The 22,015-nt window shown below is 68.3% G+C and carries 18 protein-coding genes; 14 read left to right on the top strand and 4 right to left on the bottom strand.

Annotated elements, in window-relative coordinates; genetic code table 11:
* The first annotated feature begins 69 nt into the window (after positions 1 to 69).
* The 5 genes from PKE84_RS06340 to PKE84_RS06320 all read left to right on the top strand — a co-directional run bounded on the left by PKE84_RS06340 (position 70) and on the right by PKE84_RS06320 (position 7,427).
* Complete coding sequence (locus PKE84_RS06340; protein WP_271176382.1) at positions 70 to 3,477, top strand: pyruvate carboxylase; 3,408 nt, start codon at positions 70 to 72, stop codon at positions 3,475 to 3,477.
* A 73-nt stretch (positions 3,478 to 3,550) separates the two neighbouring features.
* Positions 3,551 to 4,906 (top strand): MinD/ParA family ATP-binding protein, encoded by a 1,356-nt coding sequence (locus PKE84_RS06335; protein ID WP_373877117.1) that lies wholly within the window; start codon positions 3,551 to 3,553, stop codon positions 4,904 to 4,906.
* 37 nt (positions 4,907 to 4,943) lie between these two features.
* Entirely contained in the window at positions 4,944 to 5,435 is a 492-nt protein-coding gene (gene def / locus PKE84_RS06330) for a peptide deformylase (RefSeq protein WP_271176381.1), read from the top strand.
* A 29-nt stretch (positions 5,436 to 5,464) separates the two neighbouring features.
* Positions 5,465 to 6,310: an NAD-dependent epimerase/dehydratase family protein gene (locus tag PKE84_RS06325; protein ID WP_271176380.1), complete on the top strand. Its 846-nt coding sequence runs from the start codon at positions 5,465 to 5,467 to the stop codon at positions 6,308 to 6,310.
* A gap of 250 nt (positions 6,311 to 6,560) precedes the next feature.
* Positions 6,561 to 7,427, top strand: coding sequence for an endonuclease domain-containing protein (locus PKE84_RS06320; RefSeq protein WP_271176379.1), 867 nt, complete (start codon positions 6,561 to 6,563; stop codon positions 7,425 to 7,427).
* Positions 7,428 to 7,434: 7 nt separating this feature from the next.
* On the opposite strand, the gene PKE84_RS06315 is transcribed toward PKE84_RS06320, so the two are convergent.
* Positions 7,435 to 9,264: an AMP-dependent synthetase/ligase gene (locus tag PKE84_RS06315; RefSeq protein WP_271176378.1), complete on the bottom strand. Its 1,830-nt coding sequence runs from the start codon at positions 9,262 to 9,264 to the stop codon at positions 7,435 to 7,437.
* Between the two features lie 153 nt (positions 9,265 to 9,417).
* Between PKE84_RS06315 and PKE84_RS06310 the strand changes: the two genes are divergently transcribed.
* The 3 genes from PKE84_RS06310 to PKE84_RS06300 all read left to right on the top strand — a co-directional run bounded on the left by PKE84_RS06310 (position 9,418) and on the right by PKE84_RS06300 (position 12,528).
* Positions 9,418 to 10,368, top strand: a complete 951-nt coding sequence (locus PKE84_RS06310) for an ROK family glucokinase (protein ID WP_271176377.1) — start codon at positions 9,418 to 9,420, stop codon at positions 10,366 to 10,368.
* A gap of 9 nt (positions 10,369 to 10,377) precedes the next feature.
* On the top strand, positions 10,378 to 11,067 hold the full coding sequence (locus PKE84_RS06305) for a lysophospholipid acyltransferase family protein (protein WP_271176376.1): 690 nt from the start codon (positions 10,378 to 10,380) through the stop codon (positions 11,065 to 11,067).
* 129 nt (positions 11,068 to 11,196) lie between these two features.
* Positions 11,197 to 12,528 carry a class II 3-deoxy-7-phosphoheptulonate synthase gene (locus PKE84_RS06300; RefSeq protein WP_271176375.1) on the top strand — a complete coding sequence of 444 codons (1,332 nt, stop codon included), beginning with the start codon at positions 11,197 to 11,199 and terminating at the stop codon, positions 12,526 to 12,528.
* 96 nt (positions 12,529 to 12,624) lie between these two features.
* Here PKE84_RS06300 and pknB read toward each other — a convergent pair whose 3' ends face one another.
* Together pknB and PKE84_RS06290 are read right to left on the bottom strand one after the other, a co-directional pair.
* Positions 12,625 to 14,535 (bottom strand): Stk1 family PASTA domain-containing Ser/Thr kinase, encoded by a 1,911-nt coding sequence (pknB, locus tag PKE84_RS06295; protein ID WP_271176374.1) that lies wholly within the window; start codon positions 14,533 to 14,535, stop codon positions 12,625 to 12,627.
* A gap of 93 nt (positions 14,536 to 14,628) precedes the next feature.
* Entirely contained in the window at positions 14,629 to 15,657 is a 1,029-nt protein-coding gene (locus PKE84_RS06290; RefSeq protein WP_425559995.1) for a LysM peptidoglycan-binding domain-containing protein, read from the bottom strand.
* Positions 15,658 to 15,890: 233 nt separating this feature from the next.
* On the opposite strand from PKE84_RS06290, the gene PKE84_RS06285 reads away from it, so the two are divergent.
* Positions 15,891 to 16,232 (top strand): Rv2175c family DNA-binding protein, encoded by a 342-nt coding sequence (locus PKE84_RS06285; protein WP_271176372.1) that lies wholly within the window; start codon positions 15,891 to 15,893, stop codon positions 16,230 to 16,232.
* A gap of 41 nt (positions 16,233 to 16,273) precedes the next feature.
* On the opposite strand, the gene PKE84_RS06280 is transcribed toward PKE84_RS06285, so the two are convergent.
* Positions 16,274 to 17,392 carry a polyprenyl synthetase family protein gene (locus PKE84_RS06280; RefSeq protein ID WP_271176371.1) on the bottom strand — a complete coding sequence of 373 codons (1,119 nt, stop codon included), beginning with the start codon at positions 17,390 to 17,392 and terminating at the stop codon, positions 16,274 to 16,276.
* 76 nt (positions 17,393 to 17,468) lie between these two features.
* Here PKE84_RS06280 and PKE84_RS06275 point away from each other — a divergent pair, with 76 nt between their 5' ends.
* The 5 genes from PKE84_RS06275 (at position 17,469) to PKE84_RS06255 (ending at position 22,013) form a co-directional block, all read left to right on the top strand.
* The gene (locus PKE84_RS06275; protein WP_271176370.1) at positions 17,469 to 17,855 is read left to right on the top strand and encodes an SCO2097 family morphological protein; all 387 of its coding nucleotides are present in this window, start codon (positions 17,469 to 17,471) and stop codon (positions 17,853 to 17,855) included.
* A 240-nt stretch (positions 17,856 to 18,095) separates the two neighbouring features.
* Positions 18,096 to 18,527 (top strand): division/cell wall cluster transcriptional repressor MraZ, encoded by a 432-nt coding sequence (gene mraZ, locus PKE84_RS06270; RefSeq protein ID WP_271176369.1) that lies wholly within the window; start codon positions 18,096 to 18,098, stop codon positions 18,525 to 18,527.
* Between the two features lie 102 nt (positions 18,528 to 18,629).
* The gene (gene rsmH, locus PKE84_RS06265) at positions 18,630 to 19,583 is read left to right on the top strand and encodes a 16S rRNA (cytosine(1402)-N(4))-methyltransferase RsmH (protein WP_271176495.1); all 954 of its coding nucleotides are present in this window, start codon (positions 18,630 to 18,632) and stop codon (positions 19,581 to 19,583) included.
* Positions 19,580 to 20,251: a cell division protein FtsL gene (gene ftsL, locus PKE84_RS06260; protein WP_271176368.1), complete on the top strand. Its 672-nt coding sequence runs from the start codon at positions 19,580 to 19,582 to the stop codon at positions 20,249 to 20,251. The genes rsmH and ftsL overlap by 4 nt, the downstream gene beginning before the upstream one ends.
* 19 nt (positions 20,252 to 20,270) lie before the next feature.
* A complete protein-coding gene (locus PKE84_RS06255; RefSeq protein WP_271176367.1) occupies positions 20,271 to 22,013 on the top strand; it encodes a peptidoglycan D,D-transpeptidase FtsI family protein in 1,743 nt (580 codons plus the stop codon).
* The last annotated feature ends 2 nt before the right edge of the window (positions 22,014 to 22,015 follow it).

Raw genomic sequence — 22,015 nt, 5'->3', positions numbered from 1 at the left:
TTACCTTCACTAGTCTTAGAGAACCTAACCGTTTGCTGTGTGGGCTGCCCCCCTGCTCGAAAGGTCCCAATGTTCCGTAAGATCCTCGTTGCCAATCGCGGTGAAATCGCCATTCGTGCCTTCCGGGCCGCCTACGAATTGGGTGCGCAGACGGTCGCCGTCTTCCCCTACGAAGACCGCAACTCGATGCACCGCCTGAAGGCGGACGAGGCCTACCAGATCGGCGAGCCGGGGCATCCGGTGCGTGCATACCTCGACGTCGCGGAGATCATCCGCGTCGCCAAGGAGTGCGGCGCCGACGCCATCTACCCCGGCTACGGCTTCCTCTCGGAGAACCCGGAGCTGGCCGAAGCGGCCCGCGAGGCCGGCATCACGTTCATCGGTCCGCCCCCGCGCGTGCTCGAGATGGCGGGCAACAAGGTGACCGCGAAGGAGCACGCGATCGCCGCGGGCGTCCCCGTGCTCAAGTCGACGCCGCCGTCGAAAGACATCGACCTGCTCATCTCGCAGGCCGACGAGGTCGGCTTCCCGATCTTCGCGAAGGCCGTCGCGGGCGGCGGCGGACGCGGCATGCGCCGGGTCAACACCAAGGCCGACCTGCGCGGCGCCCTCGAAGAGGCCATGCGCGAGGCCGACAGCGCGTTCGGCGACCCCACGATGTTCCTCGAGCAGGCCGTGCTGCGCCCCCGTCACATCGAGGTGCAGATCCTCGCCGACGCCGCGGGCAACACGATGCACCTGTTCGAGCGCGACTGCTCGGTGCAACGCCGCCACCAGAAGGTCATCGAGATCGCTCCGGCGCCGAACCTCGACGAGGAGACCCGCCAGGCGCTCTACCGCGACGCCGTGGCCTTCGCGAAGTCGATCGGCTACGAGAACGCCGGAACGGTCGAGTTCCTGCTCGACACCGCCGGCGACCGTGCGGGCAAGCACGTGTTCATCGAGATGAACCCGCGCATCCAGGTGGAGCACACGGTCACCGAGGAGATCACCGACGTCGACCTGGTGCAGTCCCAGATGCGCATCGCGGCGGGGGAGACCCTCGCCGACCTCGGCCTCAGCCAGGACTCGGTGCACATCCGTGGAGCCGCTCTGCAGTGCCGCATCACCACGGAGGACCCGACCGCCGGCTTCCGTCCCGACACCGGCAAGATCACGACCTACCGCTCGCCCGGCGGCGGCGGCATCCGCCTCGACGGCGGAACGATCAACCCGGGTGCGCAGATCAGTCCGCACTTCGACTCGATGCTGGCCAAGCTCACCTGCCGCGGCCGCGACTTCCCGGCGGCCGTGAGCCGTGCCCGGCGCGCGCTGGCGGAGTTCCGCATCCGCGGTGTGTCCACGAACATCCCCTTCCTGCAGGCCGTGCTCGACGACCCCGACTTCATCGCCGGAAACGTCAGCACCTCCTTCATCGAGGAGCGTCCCGGCCTGTTCAAGGGCCGCGCCTCGAAGGACCGCGGCACCAAGGTGCTCAACTGGCTCGCCGACGTCACGGTCAACCAGCCGAACGGCGCGCGCCCCGAGACACACGCTCCCGTCGACAAGCTGCCGGCGATCGACCTCTCTGCTCCGGCGCCCGCCGGATCGCGCCAGAAGCTCCTCGAGCTCGGCCCGGCCGGTTTCGCCGAGGCCCTGCGCGCCCAGACCGCGCTCGCCGTCACCGAGACCACCTTCCGCGATGCCCACCAGTCGCTGCTCGCCACCCGGGTGCGCACCCGCGACCTGCTGGCCGTCGCTCCGTACGTCGCCCGGATGACCCCGGAGCTGCTGTCGGTCGAGGCCTGGGGAGGCGCCACCTACGATGTGGCGCTCCGCTTCCTCGGCGAAGACCCGTGGGACCGCCTGGCCGCGCTGCGCGAGGCCCTGCCGAACATCAACATCCAGATGCTGCTGCGCGGCCGCAACACCGTCGGCTACACGCCGTACCCGACCAAGGTGACCGACGCCTTCGTGCGCGAAGCCGCGTCCACCGGTGTCGACATCTTCCGCATCTTCGACGCCCTCAACGACGTCTCGCAGATGCGCCCGGCGATCGAATCCGTGCTGGCCACGGGTTCCGCCGTCGCCGAGGTCGCCGTCTGCTACACGGGAGACCTGCTCGACCCGGCGGAGGACCTGTACACGCTCGACTACTACCTGCGCCTCGCGGAGCAGATCGTGGAGTCCGGCGCGCACATCCTGGCCATCAAGGACATGGCCGGCCTCCTGCGGCCGAGCGCCGCGGAGAAGCTCGTCGCCGCGTTCCGCGAGCGGTTCGACCTGCCGGTGCACGTGCACACGCACGACACCCCCGGCGGTCAGCTCGCGACGCTCCTGGCCGCGAGCCGCGCCGGAGCAGACGCCGTCGACGTCGCGAGCGCACCGATGGCGGGCACCACAAGCCAGCCGTCGGCCTCGGCGCTCGTCGCCGCCCTCGCCCACACCGAGCGCGACACCGGCATCTCGCTGTCGGCCGTGAACGCCCTCGAGCCCTACTGGGAGGCCGTGCGCCAGGTCTACCGTCCCTTCGAGTCGGGGCTGCCCGGCCCCACCGGCCGGGTCTACAAGCACGAGATCCCGGGCGGTCAGCTCTCCAACCTGCGTCAGCAGGCCAAGGCGCTCGGCCTCGCCGAGGACTTCGAGCTGGTCGAGGACATGTACGCCGCGGCCAACCAGATCCTGGGCCGCATCCCCAAGGTGACCCCGTCGTCCAAGGTGGTGGGCGACCTCGCTCTGCACCTGGCCGCCGTGCACGCCGACCCGGCGGACTTCGCCGAGAACCCGCAGAACTACGACATCCCGGACTCGGTTGTCGGCTTCATGGCGGGCGAGCTCGGCGAGCTGCCCGGCGGCTGGCCCGAGCCGTTCCGCACCAAGGTGCTGGCCGGAAAGACCGTCAAGGTCGGGGTCGAGGACCTCTCCGCCGATGACGCGGCCGCGCTGGACGGCTCGAGCGCCGAGCGGCGTTCGACGCTCAACCGGCTGCTCTTCCCGGCTTCGACGCGCATCTTCGAGCAGATCCGGGAACTGTTCGGCGACCTCTCCGTCGTCGACTCGCTCGACTACCTCTACGGCCTCAAGCAGGGCACGGAGCACGTGATCGAGATCGACCGCGGTGTGCGCCTGTACATCGGGCTCGAGGCGATCGGCGAGGCGGACGACAAGGGCATGCGTACCGTCATGACCACGCTCAACGGGCAGCTCCGTCCGGTGTTCGTGCGCGATCGCGGCATCGTCGTGGAGAGCAAGGCGGCCGAGAAGGCCGACTCCGCCAAGCCGGGTCAGGTGGCCGCTCCCTTCTCGGGCGTCGTCACGCTGCAGGTCGCCGTCGGCGACACGGTGGCAGCCGGGCAGTCGGTCGCGTCCATCGAGGCGATGAAGATGGAGGCGGCGATCACCGCTCCCATCGCGGGCACGATCGAGCGGCTCGCCATCCCGAAGACGCAGCAGGTCGACGCGGGGGACCTCCTCGTGGTGGTCGCACCCGCCGGCTGAGCAGGTGGTCGGTCGTCGGCGACCGGTAAACTGTCCCAGTCGCTCTCACCAGTGACAGAAAGAGACGGTATCCGTGGCAGACAAGCCGGATCAGGGCCGAACGGGCGAACTGGCCGACGGCGAACTCGCATCGAGCGAGTCCACGTCGGACGCGGTCGCATCGCGTTCGTCCTCGACCGACGATCTGACGATCTCGGTCCCCGAGAACCTCAGCATCGTCGTCGACCTGCCGCCCGCTCCTGCGCCTGAGGCGCCGGAGGACGAGGTCGCCGTGGCGATCGACGAGGTCCCGGTCAACCCGGGATTCGTGGCGTCGCCGACCGAGCCGACCACCACGTCGGTCGCGATCGTCGCGTCGCGCCTGGCCACCGGGCCGACGCCGACCGCGGCGCACGACGACGACCAGCGCGACATCCCGCCGCTCCCCGGCACGGATGCGTTCAGCCAGTCGCGGCGCGACCGGTTGCGCGGCGAGCACTCGCAGCAGCCGGAACCGGCCGCGATGCTGACCGCCGACCGGCTGCTCGAGGTGAACCGCAAGACCCGGCCAGGGCCCGAGGGCGGCTGGCACCGCTTCCTGTACGCCATCACGTTCCACACGGTCAACCTCGGCGACTCGGCCAAGGTGCGTGCGCGCAAGGAGCTCGACCACCGCATCCAGAAGCAGTTCGAGGGCGGCACCCGGTTCGTGCCCGTGCTCACCCGCAAGGGCGGCGTCGGCAAGACGACCGTCACGACGCTCCTCGGCATGGCGCTGGCCGATGCGCGCGAAGACCGCATCGTCGCCATCGACGCCAACCCCGACCGCGGAACGCTCTCCGAACGTGTGACCAAGCAGACCAGGGCCACCGTGCGCGACGTCGTGCAGAAGGCGGCCAGCATCGGCGGCTTCACCGATTTCTCGGCGCTCGTGTCGCGTGACGAGACCCGCCTCGACATCCTGGCGTCCGACACGGACCCGCTGCTGTCGGAGGCGTTCGACGAGAACGACTACAACGTGGTCGCCGACCTCACCGCCCGGTTCTACTCGATCGTGCTCACCGACTGCGGAACCGGCATCGTGCACTCCGTGATGCGGGCGACGCTGCAGCGAGCGGATTCCGTCGTCATCGTGTCGGGGGGAAGCGTCGACGAGGCTCGACTTGCCTCGGAGACGCTGACCTGGCTCGAGGCGAACGGCTACGGCGACCTCGTGCGCAACGCCATCGTCGCGCTCAACATGGCGACGCAGGGCACGAATCTGGTGAAGCTCGACGAGATCGAGTCGCACTTCCGCTCGCGCGTCCGCGAGGTCGTGCGCATCCCGTACGACCCGCAGCTCGCTGCCGGGTCGGTCGTGTCGTACAAAGACCTCAAGCCGCTGACCAAGCAGTCGGCTCGCACCCTCGCCGCTCTCGTGGTCGAGGGCCTGCCGACGAACCGCGGCTGAGCCGCGAATCCTCTCGCACCGTTTCAAGGAGATAGTTGTGACCGAACGCCAGATCCGCCTGTTCGGCGACCCCGTGCTGAAGACGGTGTCCGAACCGATCGCGGAGGTCGACGCCGGTGTGCGAGGGCTGGTCGAGGACCTGATCGACAGCGTGATTCCCCCCGGCCGCGCCGGCGTGGCCGCACCACAGATCGGTGTGAACCTGCGGGCCTTCAGCTACAACGTCGACGGCGATATCGGCTACATCCTGAACCCGGTGCTGGCGGAGGTGTCCGGTGAGCCGGAGCTCGTCGACGAGGGCTGTCTGTCGGTTCCCGGCCTGTGGTTCAAGACCGCGCGGTACCCGTTCGCCCGGGTGACGGGGACCGACCTCGACGGCAACGAGATCGAGATCTCGGGAACGGGCGTGCTCGCCCAGGCGCTGCAGCACGAGACCGACCACCTCGACGGCAAGCTCTACCTCGACCGGCTCGACAAGGAGAGCCGACGCGAGGCGATGAAGCAGGTCAGAGAGAGCGACTGGTTCTAGCATCGGCTGACGGCTCCTAGACTGGCGACATGCGTATCGCAGTCACTGGAGGATCAGGAAAGCTCGGGCGCACGGTCGTGCGCGAACTCGCTTCGGCGGGCAACGAGGTCATCAATCTGGATGCCGTGGGGGAGCGGGGCCCCGGATTCGTCAAGGTGGATCTCACCGACTTCGGCGAGACGCTCGATGCGATCCTCGGCGTCCAGGACAAGCACGACGGCTTCGACGCGATCGTGCATCTCGCCGCCATCCCGGCTCCGGGCATCCTGAGCGATGTCGCCACGTTCCACAACAACATCCGCGTCACGTACAACGTGTTCCACGCGGCGCAGCGGGCGGGCATCCGGAACATCGTGTACGCGTCGAGCGAGACGGTGCTCGGCCTGCCCTTCGACGTGCCGCCGCCCTACATCCCGGTCGACGAGGACTATCCGGCCCGTCCCGAGAGCACGTACTCGCTGGTGAAGCACCTCGAGGAGCAGATGGCCATCGAGCTGGTGCGGTGGGATCCGTCGCTGAAGATCGTCGCGCTGCGTTTCTCGAACGTGATGGTGCCGGCGGACTACGCCGAGTTCCCGTCGTTCGACGCGGACGCCCGAGGGCGCAAGTGGAACCTCTGGGGCTACATCGACGCTCGCGACGGCGCCCAGGCGATCCAGCGCGCTCTCGAATGGGACACGACCGGGTTCGACCGGTTCATCATCGCGGCGGCGGACACCGTGATGACGCGGCCGAACGCCGAGCTGGTCGAGGAGGTCTTCCCCGGCGTTCCGCTGAAGGGCGAGCTCGGGGTGAACGACACGCTGCTCTCGATCGCGAAGGCGCGCCGCGTGCTCGGCTACGCGCCGCAGCACTCCTGGCGCGACGAGGTCTAGCGCGGGAGCCGCCGATCGTGCGCTTTCGCACGATCGGCGTAGCTGGCGTCGCGCTATCGCACGACTGACTGCCCCGCGGTGACGGGACTCCACAGGAGGCGTCGCGGGGCGGGCGTGCACACTTTTGCTCGGGGCAGGGATGTCCTCGGCTGTCGGCTGGGACGCTGGGGGCATGCCTGCTTCCTGCTCCCTGCCGACGCTCCTGCACACCGCCGTTTTCTCCACGCGTACGGCGCGCGACCATGGCGTGATGCCGGCGCGACTCCGCGCGAGTGACATCGACCATCCGTTCCACGGGGTCAACGCCACTGCTCCACTTGACGACGTGCGCGCGCTCTGTGAGGCATATGTCGCGCGCGGCATCCCGGATCAGTGGTTCAGCCATCTGACCGCCGCCGCTCTGTACGGCATACCGCTCCCTCCGTCCGCGAGGGCAAAAGCGCTCCATGTCGTTGTCGCGTATCCGCGCACGCCACCGAGAACGCGGCAGGTCATCGGTCACAGCGTGCGCGACCTCCAGGCAGAGATCATCGACGGGATGCCCGTGTGCGGGCCCGCCCAGGTGTGGTGCCAGCTCAGCACGATCCTCGATCGCGACGAGCTCGTCGTCGCCGGAGACTTCCTCGTCGGTGCTCGAAGCCGGGCAGCGCTCAGCAGCGTCGAGGAGCTGTCGGCGGCGAGCATGGCGCTGCGTGGGCGGGCGGGGGCGCCGAAGCGCGCCTGGGCGCTCCCGCGCATCCGGTTCGGCGCCGATTCCCGGCCGGAATCACTGCTGCGCCTTCTCCTGCAGAAGCGGGGATACACGAACGTGCTCGTCAACCAGCCCGTCGAAGTGGGGAACGATCGTCTCGTGCTGCATCCCGACCTGATGCTCCCCGACCAACGCGTCCTCCTCGAATACGAGGGGGACGGGCATCGCACGGGCCGCCGTCAATGGCAGAGCGACATCGCGCGAGTCGACCTCCTCGAGTCCGCGGGATGGCGCGTGGTGCGGGTGACGTCGGCCGACTTGTTCGAGAATCCCACCGTGCTTCTCGATCGGGTCGCGTCTGCCGCGCGCCGAATCGTGCGGTTCGGCGACCCCGCCGGAGCCTGTGGTGCCTTACCGCACGATTGACGTGGACTCAGTGCGCGAGCGAGATGCCCTGCGTTGCCGGGGCGCCGCTATAGATGCCGTCGATCACGTCGGCGAAGTCCTCGAGGATCACGTTGCGCTTGATGCTGAGCTTCGGCGTCAAGTGGCCGCTGGCCTCGGTGAGCTCCGTCGAGAGCACGACGAACTTGCGGATGGACTCCGCGCGCGAGACATGCCCGTTGGCCACGTCGACGGCACGCTGGATCTCGGCGTTGACCGCAGGGTTCAGCGAAGCCTCCGCCAGCGTCATCTCCTTGTCCTCGCCGTTGTTCGCCAGCCAGGTCGGGAGCATCTCGGTGTCGAGCGTCACCAGGGCTGCGATGAACGGCTTCTGGTCGCCGACCACGATGACCTGGCTCACCAGCGGATTGGCGCGGATGGGATCTTCGAGGGCCGCGGGCGACACGTTCTTGCCGCCGGCGGTGACGATGATCTCCTTCTTGCGACCGGTGATCGTGAGGAAGCCGTCGTCGTCGAACGAGCCGAGGTCTCCCGTGCGGAACCAGCCGTCGTCGAATGCCGCGGCAGTCGCCTCCGGGTTCTTCCAGTACTCCTTGAAGACGTCGACGCCCTTGACCTGGATCTCGCCGTCGTCGGCCAGCCGGATCGAGACGCCGGGGAGAACGGGGCCGACGGTGCCGATCTTGAACGTGTCGGGCCGGTTCACCGTCGCGGGCGCCGTCGTCTCCGTGAGGCCGTAGCCCTCGAGGATCTTGATGCCGAGGCTGTGGAAGAAGTGACCGAGGTGCGAGCCGAGCGGAGCGGATCCGGAGACGGCGTACTTGATGCGACCGCCCATCGCCGCTCGCAGCTTGGAGAACACGAGGCGGTCGAACATCGCGAAGCGGACACGCAGCCCGAACGGCACCGAACCCTTCTCGACGGCCTTCGAGTACTCGACGGCCGTCTCTGCCGCCTTGCGGAAGATCTTGCCCTTGCCACCGGCCTCGGCCTTCTGCTCCGCCGAGTTGTAGACCTTCTCGAACACGCGGGGGACCGCGAGCAGGAAGGTGGGCTTGAAGCTGGCCAGGGCAGGAAGCAGCTGCTTGGTGTCGGCCTGGTGACCGACCTTCACGCCGGAGTGCACGCAGAGCACCGCGATGAAACGGGCGAACACGTGAGCGGTGGTGATGAAGAGGAGGGTGGACGCGCCGCCCGGCTGCATCACGACCTCCTTGAGCGCCTCGGCCGAGTTGCGGGAGAGCTCGACGAAGTTGGAGTGGGTGAGGACACAGCCCTTGGGGCGTCCGGTCGATCCGGACGTGTAGATCAGGGTGCCGATGTCGTCGCCCTTGGCCAGGTTGCGACGACGCTCGATCTCCTCGTCGGAGACGTCGGTGCCCGCGGCGACGAGCTTGTCGAGGTCGCCCAGGTGAAGCTGCCACACCTTCTCGACGTCGGGAAGCTCCGGGTGCACCTCGTCGAAGCGTGCGAACATCTCCGCCGTCTCGAGGATCACCGCGATCGCGCCGGAGTCGCTCATGTTCCACTGCACCTGGTGCGGAGACGACGTCTCGTAGATGGGAACGAGCACGGCACCCGCGAACCAGGTGGCGAAGTCGATGAGCGTCCACTCGTAGCGGGTCTTGCACATCAGGCCGATCTTGTCGCCCGGCTCGATGCCGGCGGCCACGAGGCCCTTGGCGAGGGCGACGACCTGACGGAGGAACTCGGCACTGGTCACGTCGCGCCAGCCGTCGCCCTCGGGGATCGAGAAGAGGGGAGCATCCGGCGTCGCGGCCACACGGGCCACCAGGAGATCGGTGGCGTTGGCCTCCGGGTCGGCGGGGACGAGTGCTGGGGTATCGAACTGTTTCACGGTAACTCCCTTGGTACCGGGTAGGGGCGGGTAGCGGCCGGAATGGCCTCGGCCATGCTGGTTAACTACACTCTAGATGGTGCGGATGTGAGTCTTCCGGCCGTAGCCGATCCGCCGCACCACCATCACCGTCTTTGAGAAAGGCTGCTGCCTGTGCACGCGATCGGGATCGACATCGGCGGAACGAAGATCGCGGGCGCCGTCGTCGACGAGCTCGGGGTGATCGTTCGCGAAGACCGGGTGCCGACCGATGCAGCGTCGCCCGACGAGATCGAGAACGCCGTCGTCGAGATGATCGAACGCCTCTCGGACGGCCAGGAGCAGATCGCCGGCGCCGGCGTCGCCGCGGCCGGATTCATCGACGCCGCGCAGTCGACCGTCTATTACGCCCCGAACATCAACTGGCGGCACGAGCCGTTCCGCGAGAAGCTCGAGCGCCGCCTCGATCTGCCGATCCTCATCGAGAACGACGCGAACGCCGCAGGATGGGCGGAGTTCCGCTACGGGGCCGGCCGGCTGGTCAGCGACATGGTCATCCTGACCATCGGAACCGGCGTCGGCGGCGCGATCGTCAGCAACGACCGCCTTTTCCGCGGTGGCTTCGGAGCCGGCGCCGAGATCGGCCACATGCGCGTCGTCCCCGGAGGTCTGCCCTGCGGCTGCGGCGCCCACGGCTGCATCGAGCAGTACGGCTCCGGCCGTGCGCTGCAGCGGATGGCCAACGTGCTCGCCGACGCGGGCGGCATCGGCCAGGCGCTCGCCGACGTGCGCGCACGCAAGGGCACACTCAGCGGCCACGACATCAGCGACCTGATCGTCGCGGGGGATCCGGGCGCGCTCGTCGCCCTCCGCGAGCTCGGCGACTGGCTCGGCCAGGCCTGTGCCAGTCTCGGCGCGGTGCTCGATCCGCAGCTCTTCGTCTTCGGCGGCGGCGTCGCCCAGGCGGGGGAGCTGCTGCTCGACCCGATCCGTCAGGCCTACCTCGAGAACCTGCCTGCACGGGGCTACCACCCGGAACCCGAGTTCAGGATCGCCGAACTCGTCAACGACGCGGGCGTTGTCGGCGCCGCGGATCTCGCCCGGTTGCACGCCACGGGGCGTTAGGCTGAGCCGATGTTCTACTGGCTGATGAAGCACCTGGTCGCAGGTCCTCTGCTCAAGGGCATCTTCCGTCCGTGGGTCATCGGGCTCGAGAACGTGCCGGCCGACGGCGCCGTCATCCTCGCCAGCAACCACCTGTCGTTCATCGACTCGATCTTCCTGCCGCTCGTCGTCGACCGGCACGTCTCGTTCCTGGCCAAGAGCGACTACTTCACGCGCAAGGGCTTCAAGGGCTGGATGACGAAGACCTTCATGACGGCGACGGGTCAGATCCCGATCGACCGCTCGGGGGGCAAGGCCTCGGAGGACTCCCTCAACACGGGCCTCGCGGTGCTCGCACGCGGAGAGATCCTCGGCATCTATCCCGAAGGCACCCGCAGCCCCGACGGCAAGCTCTACCGCGGTCGCACCGGTGTGGCCCGCATGATCCTCGAGGGTGACGTGCCCGTCGTCCCGGTCGCCATGGTCGACACCGAAAAGATCATGCCGATCGGCACCAGGCTCCCCAAGATCGGCCGGATCGGCATCGTCATCGGGCCGGCGATCGACTTCTCGCGCTTCGAGGGCATGGAGGGCGACCGCTTCATCCTGCGGTCCGTCACCGACGAGATCATGTATGCTCTGCACGCCCTCGGCGAGCAGGAATACGTCGACATGTACGCGAGCAGCGTCAAAGAAAAGCGCGCCGCCCTTTCACGGTAGGCTCAGATATCCGGCGCGCGTCCGCGCGTCACCTACCCACCGGTGCGTGCGCGAGTCCGGGCACGCCCTGATCTGAGCGGAAGTCCTGTGCAAGACACCACTGATCCCGTCGTGTTGGCTGACGAGTCTGTGATTGCGGGCCTGGACTATTGGCGCACGCTCGAGATCAAGCAGCAGCCGGCGTGGCCCGACCCGGAGGCCGCCGCCGAGGCATCGGCCGAGATCGCCACGCTTCCCCCGCTGGTGTTCGCCGGTGAGGTGGACCAGCTGCGCAACCGGCTGGCGCGCGCCGCCGACGGCAAAGCGTTCCTGCTGCAGGGAGGCGACTGCGCCGAGACGTTCGCGGGTGCCACCGCCGACCAGATCCGCAACCGCGTCAAGACGGTGCTGCAGATGGCCGTCGTGCTCACCTACGGCGCCTCGATGCCCGTCATCAAGATGGGGCGCATGGCGGGCCAGTTCGCCAAGCCGCGCTCGAGCGACACCGAGACGCGCGGCGGCGTCACGCTTCCCGCCTACCGCGGCGACATCGTCAACGGCTACGACTTCACGCCCGAGTCGCGCGCAGCCGACCCCCGCCGTCTCGTCAAGGGCTACCACACGGCCGCCTCGACGCTGAACCTCATCCGCGCCTTCACCCAGGGTGGATTCGCAGACCTCCGTCAGGTGCACAGCTGGAACCGCGGCTTCGCGGCGAACCCGGCCAATCAGCGGTACGAGGGCCTGGCCAAGGAGATCGACCGTGCGATCAAGTTCATGGAGGCGGCGGGAGCCGACTTCGATGAGCTGACGCGAGTGGAGTTCTACTCGAGCCACGAGGGCCTGCTGATGGACTACGAGCGCCCGATGACGCGTATCGACTCGCGCACCGGAACGCCGTACAACACCTCGGCGCACTTCGTCTGGATCGGCGAGCGCACCCGCGACCTCGACGGCGCGCACGTCGATTTCCTGTCGCGCGTGCGCAACCCGATCGGCGTCAAGCTCGGCCCGAGCACGACGCCGGACACCATGCTCAAGCTGATCGACAAGCTCGACCCCGAGCGCGAGCCCGGCCGGCTGACCTTCATCACCCGCATGGGCGCCGGCAAGATCCGGGATGCCCTGCCTCCGCTCCTCGAGGCGATCAAGGCGAGCGACGCCAAGCCGCTGTGGGTCACCGACCCGATGCACGGCAACGGCCTCACCACGCCCACCGGCTACAAGACCCGTCGGTTCGACGACGTCGTCGATGAGGTCAAGGGCTTCTTCGAGGCGCACCGGGCTGCCGGAACGCACCCGGGCGGCATCCACGTCGAGCTCACCGGCGACGATGTCACCGAGTGCCTCGGCGGCTCCGAGCAGATCGACGAGGAGACGCTGGCGACGCGCTACGAGTCCCTCTGCGACCCGCGCCTCAACCACATGCAGTCGCTGGAGCTCGCGTTCCTGGTGGCGGAGGAGCTGGCCGCGGTGCGCTGAGTCCGCCCGTGATACGAACCTGTCATACGAAGAAGGCCCGCCGGATCATCCGGCGGGCCTTCTCCATATAGGTGGTGCCGCGGGCGGCTGACCGGGTCAGAAGCCGGCGAAGTTGATGGTGACGGTCGACCCCTTGGCGACCTCGGTGTTCGCACCGGGGCTGATCTTCGAGACGACGAACGCCGCAGGTGCCACATCAGCGATGGCGCTGTACTTGAGGTCGAAGCCGGCGTCCTTCAGCGTCTTCTTGGCGACATCCCACGTCTTGCCGACGACGTCGGGGACGGGTACGGGTTCCGGCCCCTTGGAGGTCTCGAGCGCGAGGGTGTCGCCGGGCTTGACCGGTCCGTCCTTCTGGGTCTGGGCGGTGATCACGTCGCCCTTCTCGACCGTGTCGCTGTACGACTGCGGGCCGCCGGTGACGAGGAGGTGCACGTTCTTGAGGGCCGACGTCGCGTCGTCGACCGACATCCCGGCGACATCCGGCACCGCGCCGACCGACGCGAGCAGGTTGACCGTGGCGCCCTCGAAATAGGCGCCGCCGGCCGAGATGTTGTTGCCGTCGGGCTTCGAGGCGGAGATGACGACGTTGGCGGGCACCTTCGGATCGAACTGCTGCGCGATCGTTCCGACGACCGCACCGGCGCCCGTGATCGCGGCCTTCGCCTGATCCACGGTCTTTCCGGCGAGCGGTGGGAGCGTGATGGGCTTCGGCCCCTGGGAGACCTTGAGCGTCACGACGCTGCCGCGATGGGCGGAGGCCCCGGACTTCGGATCGGTGCTCGACACCAGTCCCTTGCCGACCGTCGTGCTGTACTCGGTGCCCTGGGTCGACTCGAGACCGAGCTCCTTGAGGGCGGTCGCGGCGGCGGCCGGCGTCTTGCCGGCGAGGTTCGGGATGGGCACCGTCGAACCCGGACCGGCGCCGAAGTACCAGCCGGTGCCGCCGGCCAGCCCGGCCAGGACGATGACGAGGGCGAACAGCCACCAGCCCTTGCCCCGGCGGCGCTTGGCGGCCGTGGTGAGGACGGCGGCGCTGTCGGGGGTGCTGGCGGCGACCTGCTGCCGGATGGCCGGGTTGATGATCTGGGTGTCGCCGTTGTCGGCGCCGAGCCCGAACGCGGGCGGCAGCACCATCGTGGGCTGGAGACCGCCGGATTCGCCACGGATCGCCTTCTCGGCCTCCATGAGGCGCTCGAGCATCTCCTTGGCGTCACGCGGGCGCTGGTCCGGGTTTTTCGCCGTGGCCCAGAGCACGAGGTCGTCGAGCTCCGGCGGGACGGCGGGGTTCTTGCTGCTCGGAGTCGGTACGGCGTCGTTCGCGTGCTGGTAGGCGATCTGCATCGGCTGCTCGCCCTTGAACGGCTGCTCGCCGGTGAGCATCTCGTACATCATGATGCCGAGCGCGTAGATGTCGCTGCGGGCGTCGGCCACGCCTCGGGTGACCAGCTCGGGGGAGAGGTAGGCGATGGTTCCGAGCAGCGCCTGGCCGGTCGCGGTGTTCGCGCTTGCGGCGCGCGCGAGGCCGAAGTCGCCGATCTTGATGCGGCCGTCGTCGGCGAGCAGCACGTTCTCCGGCTTGAGGTCCCGGTGGACGATGCCGGCCTTGTGCGCCGCGGCGAGACCGCTGAGAACGGCCTCCATGATGTCGATGGTCTGCTCGGGGGTGAGCTTGCCGTAGTCCTTGAGCAGGTCGCGCAGCGTGATGCCCGGCAGGTACTCCATGACGAGGTAGGCCATATCGGAGTCCTGGCCCTGGTCGAACACGTTGACGACGTTCGGGTGCGCGAGCCGGGCGGCCGAGCGGGCCTCCTGCACGAAGCGGCTCTTGAAGGTGCTGTCGTCGGCGAGATGGCCGTGCATCACCTTGATGGCGACACGGCGTTCGAGCCGCAGGTCGGTGGCGAGGTAGACCGTCGCCATGCCGCCACGGGCGATCCGCGAGCGCACCTGATAACGGCCGTCGATGAGACGGCCGATCATGGGGTCGGTTTGGCTCGTGGTCACGTGTCGAGTTTAGAGAACGGGACCTGCTCGAACCCTGCAAAACACCGTGGAGCCGCTGGCTGTGACCGCCTTGTGATCATCTCGGCCGGCTCGTCAGCCGAGCTGGGTCAGCCAGGCGCGGGCGGACCGCTCCCATTTGGCGTAGGCGGTGGGGTAGGCGGAGATCTGCACGGCCTGCGCGGCGGCGGTGACACTCATCGAATGCCAGCCCCGGATGTCGAGCAGGCCACGGGTGCGTCCGGCCGTCGGGTTGCCCGGTCCGCCGAAGAACGCGCGAGCGGCGTAGTGCGCGTCGAGCACCTGGGCGGGCGTTCCCCAGCCGGTGCTCGGCCGCTGCTGGAACAGCCCGAGCGAGTCGCGGTCGCCGTAGCGCACATTGCGCAGGCCCGATTCCTGAGCGGCGGCCGCAAGCGCGATCACCAGCCCGTAGTCGTCGACGCCCTTCTGTCGTCCGACCTCGATGATGATGCGGGCGTTCGCGCGCATCTCCTCCGTGAGGGGGACGATCGCGGTGCCGTGCGGAACGACGGCCCGCGCAGCAGGTGCCACGGGGGCGGAGACCGCGTGGGGCTTCTCGACCGCCGCGGTCGCGAGCCCGGGGATCGTCACCAGCTGCCCGGGGAAGATCAGGCTGCCACGGCCGAGTCCGTTCGCGCTGAGCACGGCGGCGGTGGAGACGCCGAAGCGACCGGCGATGCCGCTGATCGTGTCGCCGGAGACCACGCGGTACTTCGTCGTCGACGGCACGGGCGCGGTCGGTGCCGGGCGATGGTGCGACACGCCCGTCGCTCCGGTGAGTGCGAGTACCTGGCCGGGAAAGATCAGGCTCTTCCAGCTGAGGCCGTTGAGGGCGAGGACGCTGGCCGTCGAGAGCCCGAAACGGCCGGCGATGCCGGAGACGGTGTCGCCGTTCTGCACCCGGTATCGTGCCGGGGCGGCGGCGATCGAGGTCTCGGCGGCGGATGTCCCCGCCGAGTCGCGGAGATCGACGGTCGTCGTGCCGTTCGTGTCCGGAGCCTTCTCCTTCGCGCGTTCCGACTCACCGGTCTCGGGTACAGCCGCGTTCGCGGGCGTGATCAGGTTGAGGGTCACCGCCACCGAGCTCGCGATCGCAATGGGCATCGTGGCGAAGACGGAACGGGCCGCGCGCCGCGAGGGGCGCGCCGAGGGTCCATCCGGCGTGACATCGGTTTCGAGCAGGCGCATGCGAACTCACCTTCGTTCTCGTTGCGAACTCCCACGCTGACACACAATGAATAAGGAGTCAATTAGCGTGACGCGTGTGAATTGAGTTAACACGATCGTAACAATCGGGATCGCTCCCGCGATCGCCCGCGTCATGGCAGTGTTAAGGGGTGACTGAGCAAGCCCCAGCCCGCGAGTGGCTGACCATCCCCGACCTCGTCGATGCCCTCGGACTCGGGGTGAGCCGTGTGCGCCGCCTCATCGAGGACAAGCACCTCGCCGCCAAGCGCATCGACGGCGTGCTGAAGGTGCCGGCGGACTTCCTGAGAGACGGTGAGCCGCTCACCGAGCTGCGCGGCACCCTGATCGTGCTGGGGGACGCCGGATTCGACAACGACGAGGCCGTCGACTGGCTGATCGAGGACGACGAGATCCTCGGTACCGCCCCGATCGACGCGCTGCGATCCGGTCGCAAGGCCGAGGTGCGCAGGGTCGCCCAGGCCCTCGGCTAGTCCGGCGCCCGGGATCGCCGGGTTTAGCGGGATCGCCGGGCCTAATACGCGCGGCGGGTGACCGTCACGGCGAGTTCGCGGAGCTGCTGCTTCGCCTGATCTCCCAACGGAGCCGCCTCGATCGCAGCGATGGCGCGCGCGACGTTGGCGGCGATGAGCTCCTCGACCTTGTCGACGGCACCGGATGCCCGGAGCGTCATCTGCAGGGTCTCGATCTGCTGCGCGGTGAGGCTGCGGTCGCCGAGGAGTTCGTCGAGGGTGGCCCGCGCGCCGGCGGGCAGCGCCTCCCTGGCCAGCGCGATCAGCACGGTGCGCTTGCCCTCGCGCAGGTCGTCGCCGCTCGGCTTGCCGGTGACGCTCGCGTCGCCGAACACCCCGAGCATATCGTCGCGCAACTGGTACGCGATCCCGAGGGGCAGCCCGAACGACCGCAGCGCCTCGAGCTGGCCGATGGTCGCTCCCGCGAGTGACGCGCCGATCACCAGCGGCGCCTCGATGCTGTACTTGGCGGACTTGTAGACGATCACGCGCTCGGCGCGGGAGAGCTGGTCGTCCTCTGTCTGGGTGTTCCAGCCGATCTCCTCGAAGATGTCGAGGTACTGGCCGGCGGTCACTTCGACGCGCATCCGGTTGAACTCGGCGCGCGCGGCTCGCCGGGCAGCCGTGCTGGCCACCTCGGAGAGGCCCTCGTCGAACAGCTCGTCGCTGAGGATCAGCAGCAGGTCGCCGAGCAGCGTGGCTGCTCCCGTGCCGAAAGCGGTGGCCGATCCCTCCCAGCCGTTCTCGGCGTGGAGTTGTTCGAATCGACGATGGGCTGACGCCGCCCCGCGTCGGGTGTCGGAGTTGTCGATGATGTCGTCGTGCACCAGGGCGGCTGCGTGGAACATCTCCAGTGCGCTCGCGACGGACACGACGCCCTCGAGCGCGCCACCCGCCTGAACGGCACGATCATCGGCTCCGGGATCGGAGGACCGGACGGCCTGCCATCCCCAGAAGCAGAACAGCGCGCGGAACCGCTTGCCGCCGCTGAGAAAATCCCGGGAGAACGCCTCGACCGGGGAGAGTTCGTCTGCGATGGAGACGAGAATAGAGGCGCGCGCATCGAGGAACCCATCGATTCTGGACTGGATCAGGTCGACGAACCGAATGCTTTCTGACACACGCCTAGCCTAGCGACCACGCCAGAGCTAGAATCAGCTTCACAACGCCTCGAACCCGGGAAAGAGGGGGAAACGGATGCCGCTTTCGGAACACGAGCAGCGCCTCCTCGAAGAGATGGAGCGCAGCCTCTATCAGAACGACGCAGATTTCGTCGCCACAGTCGGAGCGCGACGCGGGAGACCCGCTTACCGCTCGATCGTCCTCGGCATCCTCGTCGCCGTCGTCGGCATCGGCGTCCTCATCACCGGAGTCTTCATCCAGGTGCCCATCGTCGGCATCGTCGGTTTCATCGTGATGTTCGCCGGCGTGCTGCTGGCGATCGCACCGGGCAAGCGGCCCGCAGCCGCACCGGAGGGCATCGATGGCCCCAACGCCGCGGGCAAGCAGGGCAAGCCGGCGCAGGCCGGGTTCATGAACAAGCTCAACGATCGGTGGGACAAGCGGCAGGACGGGCAGAGCTAGCCCCTCCCTTCCGCTCCACGCGAGCGGTACCACCAGGGTCGATCTTCGGATCGGCCCTTTTTTTGCGTCCTCGACGCTCCCGGGCCATCCATTTTCCTCCACCCCGTACATCCTTGATATTCCGGGTCTTTGTGCCCCCATTTCGGGTCGATTCAGCGCCGGGTGCTGACTTTGTGGATGGTTGTGGAGTAAAGTGGAGCCACACCGCAACCTTGGCCGGAAGAGTGGGGGGAGTACCCGATGTTCCTCGGTACCTACGCCCCCAAACTCGACGAAAAAGGGCGCATCATCCTGCCGGCCAAATTCCGGGATGAGCTCGCGTCCGGCATCGTCCTCACCCGCGGCCAGGAGCACTGCGTGTACGTCTTCAGCCAGCGTGAGTTCGAGTCGCTGCACGAGAAGATCCGCCAGGCGCCGGTGACCAGCAAGCAGGCGAGGGACTACCTGCGCGTGTTCCTCTCCGGAGCGAGCGCGGAGGTCCCCGACAAGCAGCACCGCGTGACGGTGCCGACCACGCTGCGCTCGTACGCAGGACTCGATCGCGACCTCGTCGTGATCGGCGCCGGCAGCCGAGCAGAGATCTGGGACGCCCAGGCCTGGGAGACCTACCTGGCCGAGCAGGAAGCAACATTCGCCAACACCACCGAGGAGGTGATCCCGGGACTCTTCTAGCACCTGGCGCCCGACTCCCAGCCATTCGCCGCCCTGACACACTTCCCCGGTGCCAGGTCGGAATGGATGGGGATCAGGATCCAGGAGCTCGACCCCGTCATCATGACCGACGACCAGATCCACACCCCGGTGCTCCTCGAGCGCGTCATCGAGCTGCTCGAGCCCTCCTTGCGCGAGCCCGGCGCCGTGCTCGTGGATGCCACGCTCGGCATGGGCGGCCACTCGGCCGGCATCCTGGAGCGCTTCCCCGAGGTCACCCTGGTGGGCCTCGACCGCGATCCGGATGCGCTCGCGATCGCCGGTGAGCGGCTCGCGCGGTTCGGCGACCGCGTCCACCTCGTGCACACGGTCTACGACGGCATCCTCGACGCCCTGGACGACCTGGGCATCGACGAGATCCAGGGCGTGCTCTTCGATCTCGGCGTCTCGTCGCTGCAGCTCGACCGCGTGGAACGTGGATTCTCGTACTCGAAGGATGCCCCGCTCGACATGCGCATGGACGGCACGAGCGAACTCACGGCCGCCGTGATCCTCGCCGAATACAGCGAGGCGGACCTGCGCCGCATCTTCCGCGACTATGGGGAAGAGAAGCTCGCCGCCCGCTACGCGCAGAAGATCGTCGAGGCGCGGGCGGACAAGCCGTTCGTGCGGTCCGCCGAGCTGGTCGACGTCATCACCAAGGCGACGCCCGTCGCCGTGCAGCGTCAGGGGCATCCGGCCAAGAGGGTCTTCCAGGCACTGCGTATCGAGGTGAACCAGGAGCTCGCTGTACTGGAGCGGGCGATCCCCGCGGCGATCGACGCGCTCGCCGTCGGCGGCAGGATCGTCGTCGAGGCCTACCAGTCGCTCGAGGATCGCATCGTCAAGCGGGAGCTGCAGACGCGGTCGACGTCGAGTGCCCCCGCCGGACTGCCGGTCGAGCTCCCCGAGCACCGCCCGGAACTGAAACTGCTCATCCGCGGCGCCGAGCTCGCGGACGACGACGAGAAGGCCGCGAATCCGCGGGCGACGCCGGTGCGCTTGCGCGCCGCGGAACGCGTGAGGAGGGGCTCATGAGCACGAACCTGGCCGAAAGGCGGCCGTCGGTCGGCTGGATCGGTCGCACAGAGCCCCGGCCGCACGTCGAGGAGCGCCCGAACCATCTCGAGGTCGTGTCGACCCGCTCGCAGCGACGGGCGCGTCCACGGGCCGCCTACGCGATCGTCGCCATCGCGACCCTGTTCGGGATCGTCGTGGCTCAGCTGCTGCTCAGCATCGGCATCTCGCAGGGTGCGTACCAGCTCAGCTCGCTGCAGGACACGCAGACCCGGCTGCAGCGCTCGTACCAGGCCGCCTCCGAAGATCTGAACCGTGTCGCCTCGCCGCAGAACCTGGCGGCGAACGCGAACGCGCTCGGCATGGTCAGCAACAGCAACCCGGCCTACCTGCGGCTCTCCGACGGCGCGGTGCTGGGTGCGCCGATCGCGGCCAGCAGCGTCGCGGGGACGGTCACCGGCAGCACGGGCAACCTGGTGCCGAACTCTCTGCTCAACGGTGTGCCGCTCGCGGTCCAGACCAAAGCCGCCAAGGCCGTGAACGCAGCCAAAGCCGCGGCCGCGGCGAAGGCGGCCGCCGCTGCGAACGGAAAAGCTGGGAGTTCGACAAGCCCGAGCGTGCCGAAGAAGACCCCGGCGGCGCCGACCGTACCGTTGGACGGAGCGCTGCCGACACCGGTGACGCATTGACGACGGGACGAGCTCGATCGTGATCACGCGAAAGACGATGCGCAGGCGCACGGCGTTCACGATGCTGGCCGTGGCCGCGACCGTCGGGATCCTCGGCGCGAAGCTGGTGGACATCCAGGTCGTGCAGGCCGACGCACTGCAGAAGAAGTCGGTGACGGCCAAAGAGGTCGAGCAGACGTTGACGGGCGCGCGGGGGAGCATCCTCGACGCGAGCGGCACCGTGATGGCCACGACGGTCTACCGCTACACCGCCCAGCTGTCGCCGTCCGACGCGATCGCCGGCGGACGCGCCCAGATGGTCACGGCGGCCGGGAAGATCGGCACCATCACCGGGCAGGGCGGAGCGAAGGTCGTCGCCCTGATCGACAAGGCGCTCAAAGACGACCCCAAGTCGAAGTACGCGCTCGTGAAGACGGGCATGGATGTCGCCACCTTCGACAAGCTGGACAAGCTCCCATACCCCTGGCTCACCTTCACGAAGGTCGCCTCCCGCACGTACCCGAACGGCGCGGTCGCCGGCAACCTGCTCGGCTACGTCTCGAGCAATGGCAACGGCGGCCTCGAGTACAGCGAGAACTCCTGTCTCGCCGGCGAGAACGGCACGGAGACCTATCAACGCGGCGCCGACGGCGTCGCCATCCCGGGCAGCACGGTCGTGCAGAAGGCCGCCAAGGACGGCGGCACCCTGAAGCTGACCGTCGACAGCGACCTGCAGTGGTTCGCCGAGCAGACGCTGGCCCAGCAGGTCGGCGCGGTCGGCGCTAAGTTCGGCTTCGTCACCGTGGTCGAGGCGAAGACCGGCAAGGTGAAGGCGGTCGCGCAGTGGCCCGCACTCGACCCCAACAACATCGACGCGACATCCCCGGGGTACTGGGGTCTGCTGCCGTTCAGCACCCCGTACGAGCCGGGCTCGACGTTCAAGGCCCTCACCGCCAGCATGCTGCTCGACCAGGGCAAGGCCAATCCCACGAGCGAGGTGCTCGCGCCGTACCGGTTCCAGTCGGGCCAGGGCGCGGACCTGCACGACTCCGGCTACCACGACGACGAGCGTCTGACGCTCACGGGCGTGCTGATGAACTCGTCGAACACGGGCATGTCGATCCTCGGCAGCAGGCTCACCGATCAGACCCGGTACGACTACCTCAAGAAGTTCGGCATCGGCAGCGACACGGGCATGCCGTATCCGGGACAGTCGTCCGGCATCCTGCACCCGGCCAGCGACTGGGACGACCAGACCAAGTACGCGACCATGTTCGGCCAGGGCGTCTCGGCGACCCAGATGCAGATGGTCGGCGCGTACCAGGCGCTCGCCAACAACGGCACGCGCATCCCGCTCACGATGGTCGAGGGATGCACGCATCCCGACGGCACCGTCACCGACGTTCCGAAGCCGACGCCGGTCAAGGTCGTCTCGCCGACGGCGGCCAACACGACCCTCGGGATGATGGAGAGCGTCGTCACGTCCGGCGAGCTCGCGAGCAAGCTGCAGATCCCGGGCTACCGGGTAGCGGCGAAGACCGGAACGGCCCAGCAGCCGGACGGCCACGGCGGGTACCTGCCGTCGTACTACGTCTCCGTCATGGGTGTCGCTCCGGTGGACGATCCGCAGTACGTCGTTTCGGTCAACCTCGGATACCCGACTACCATTACTTCGTCGGCAGCCGCCGCTCCGCTGTTCCACACGATCATGAGTCAAGTGCTGAAGACCTTCCGGGTGAAGCCTTCGACGACCAGCCCGGCTGACTACCCGCCGTACTACTGAAA

Source organism: Leifsonia poae, from assembly GCF_027921845.1.
Classification (GTDB): domain Bacteria; phylum Actinomycetota; class Actinomycetes; order Actinomycetales; family Microbacteriaceae; genus Leifsonia; species Leifsonia poae.
Note: the sequence above shows the minus strand (reverse complement) of the source record. Positions and strands in the feature narration are given on the sequence as shown.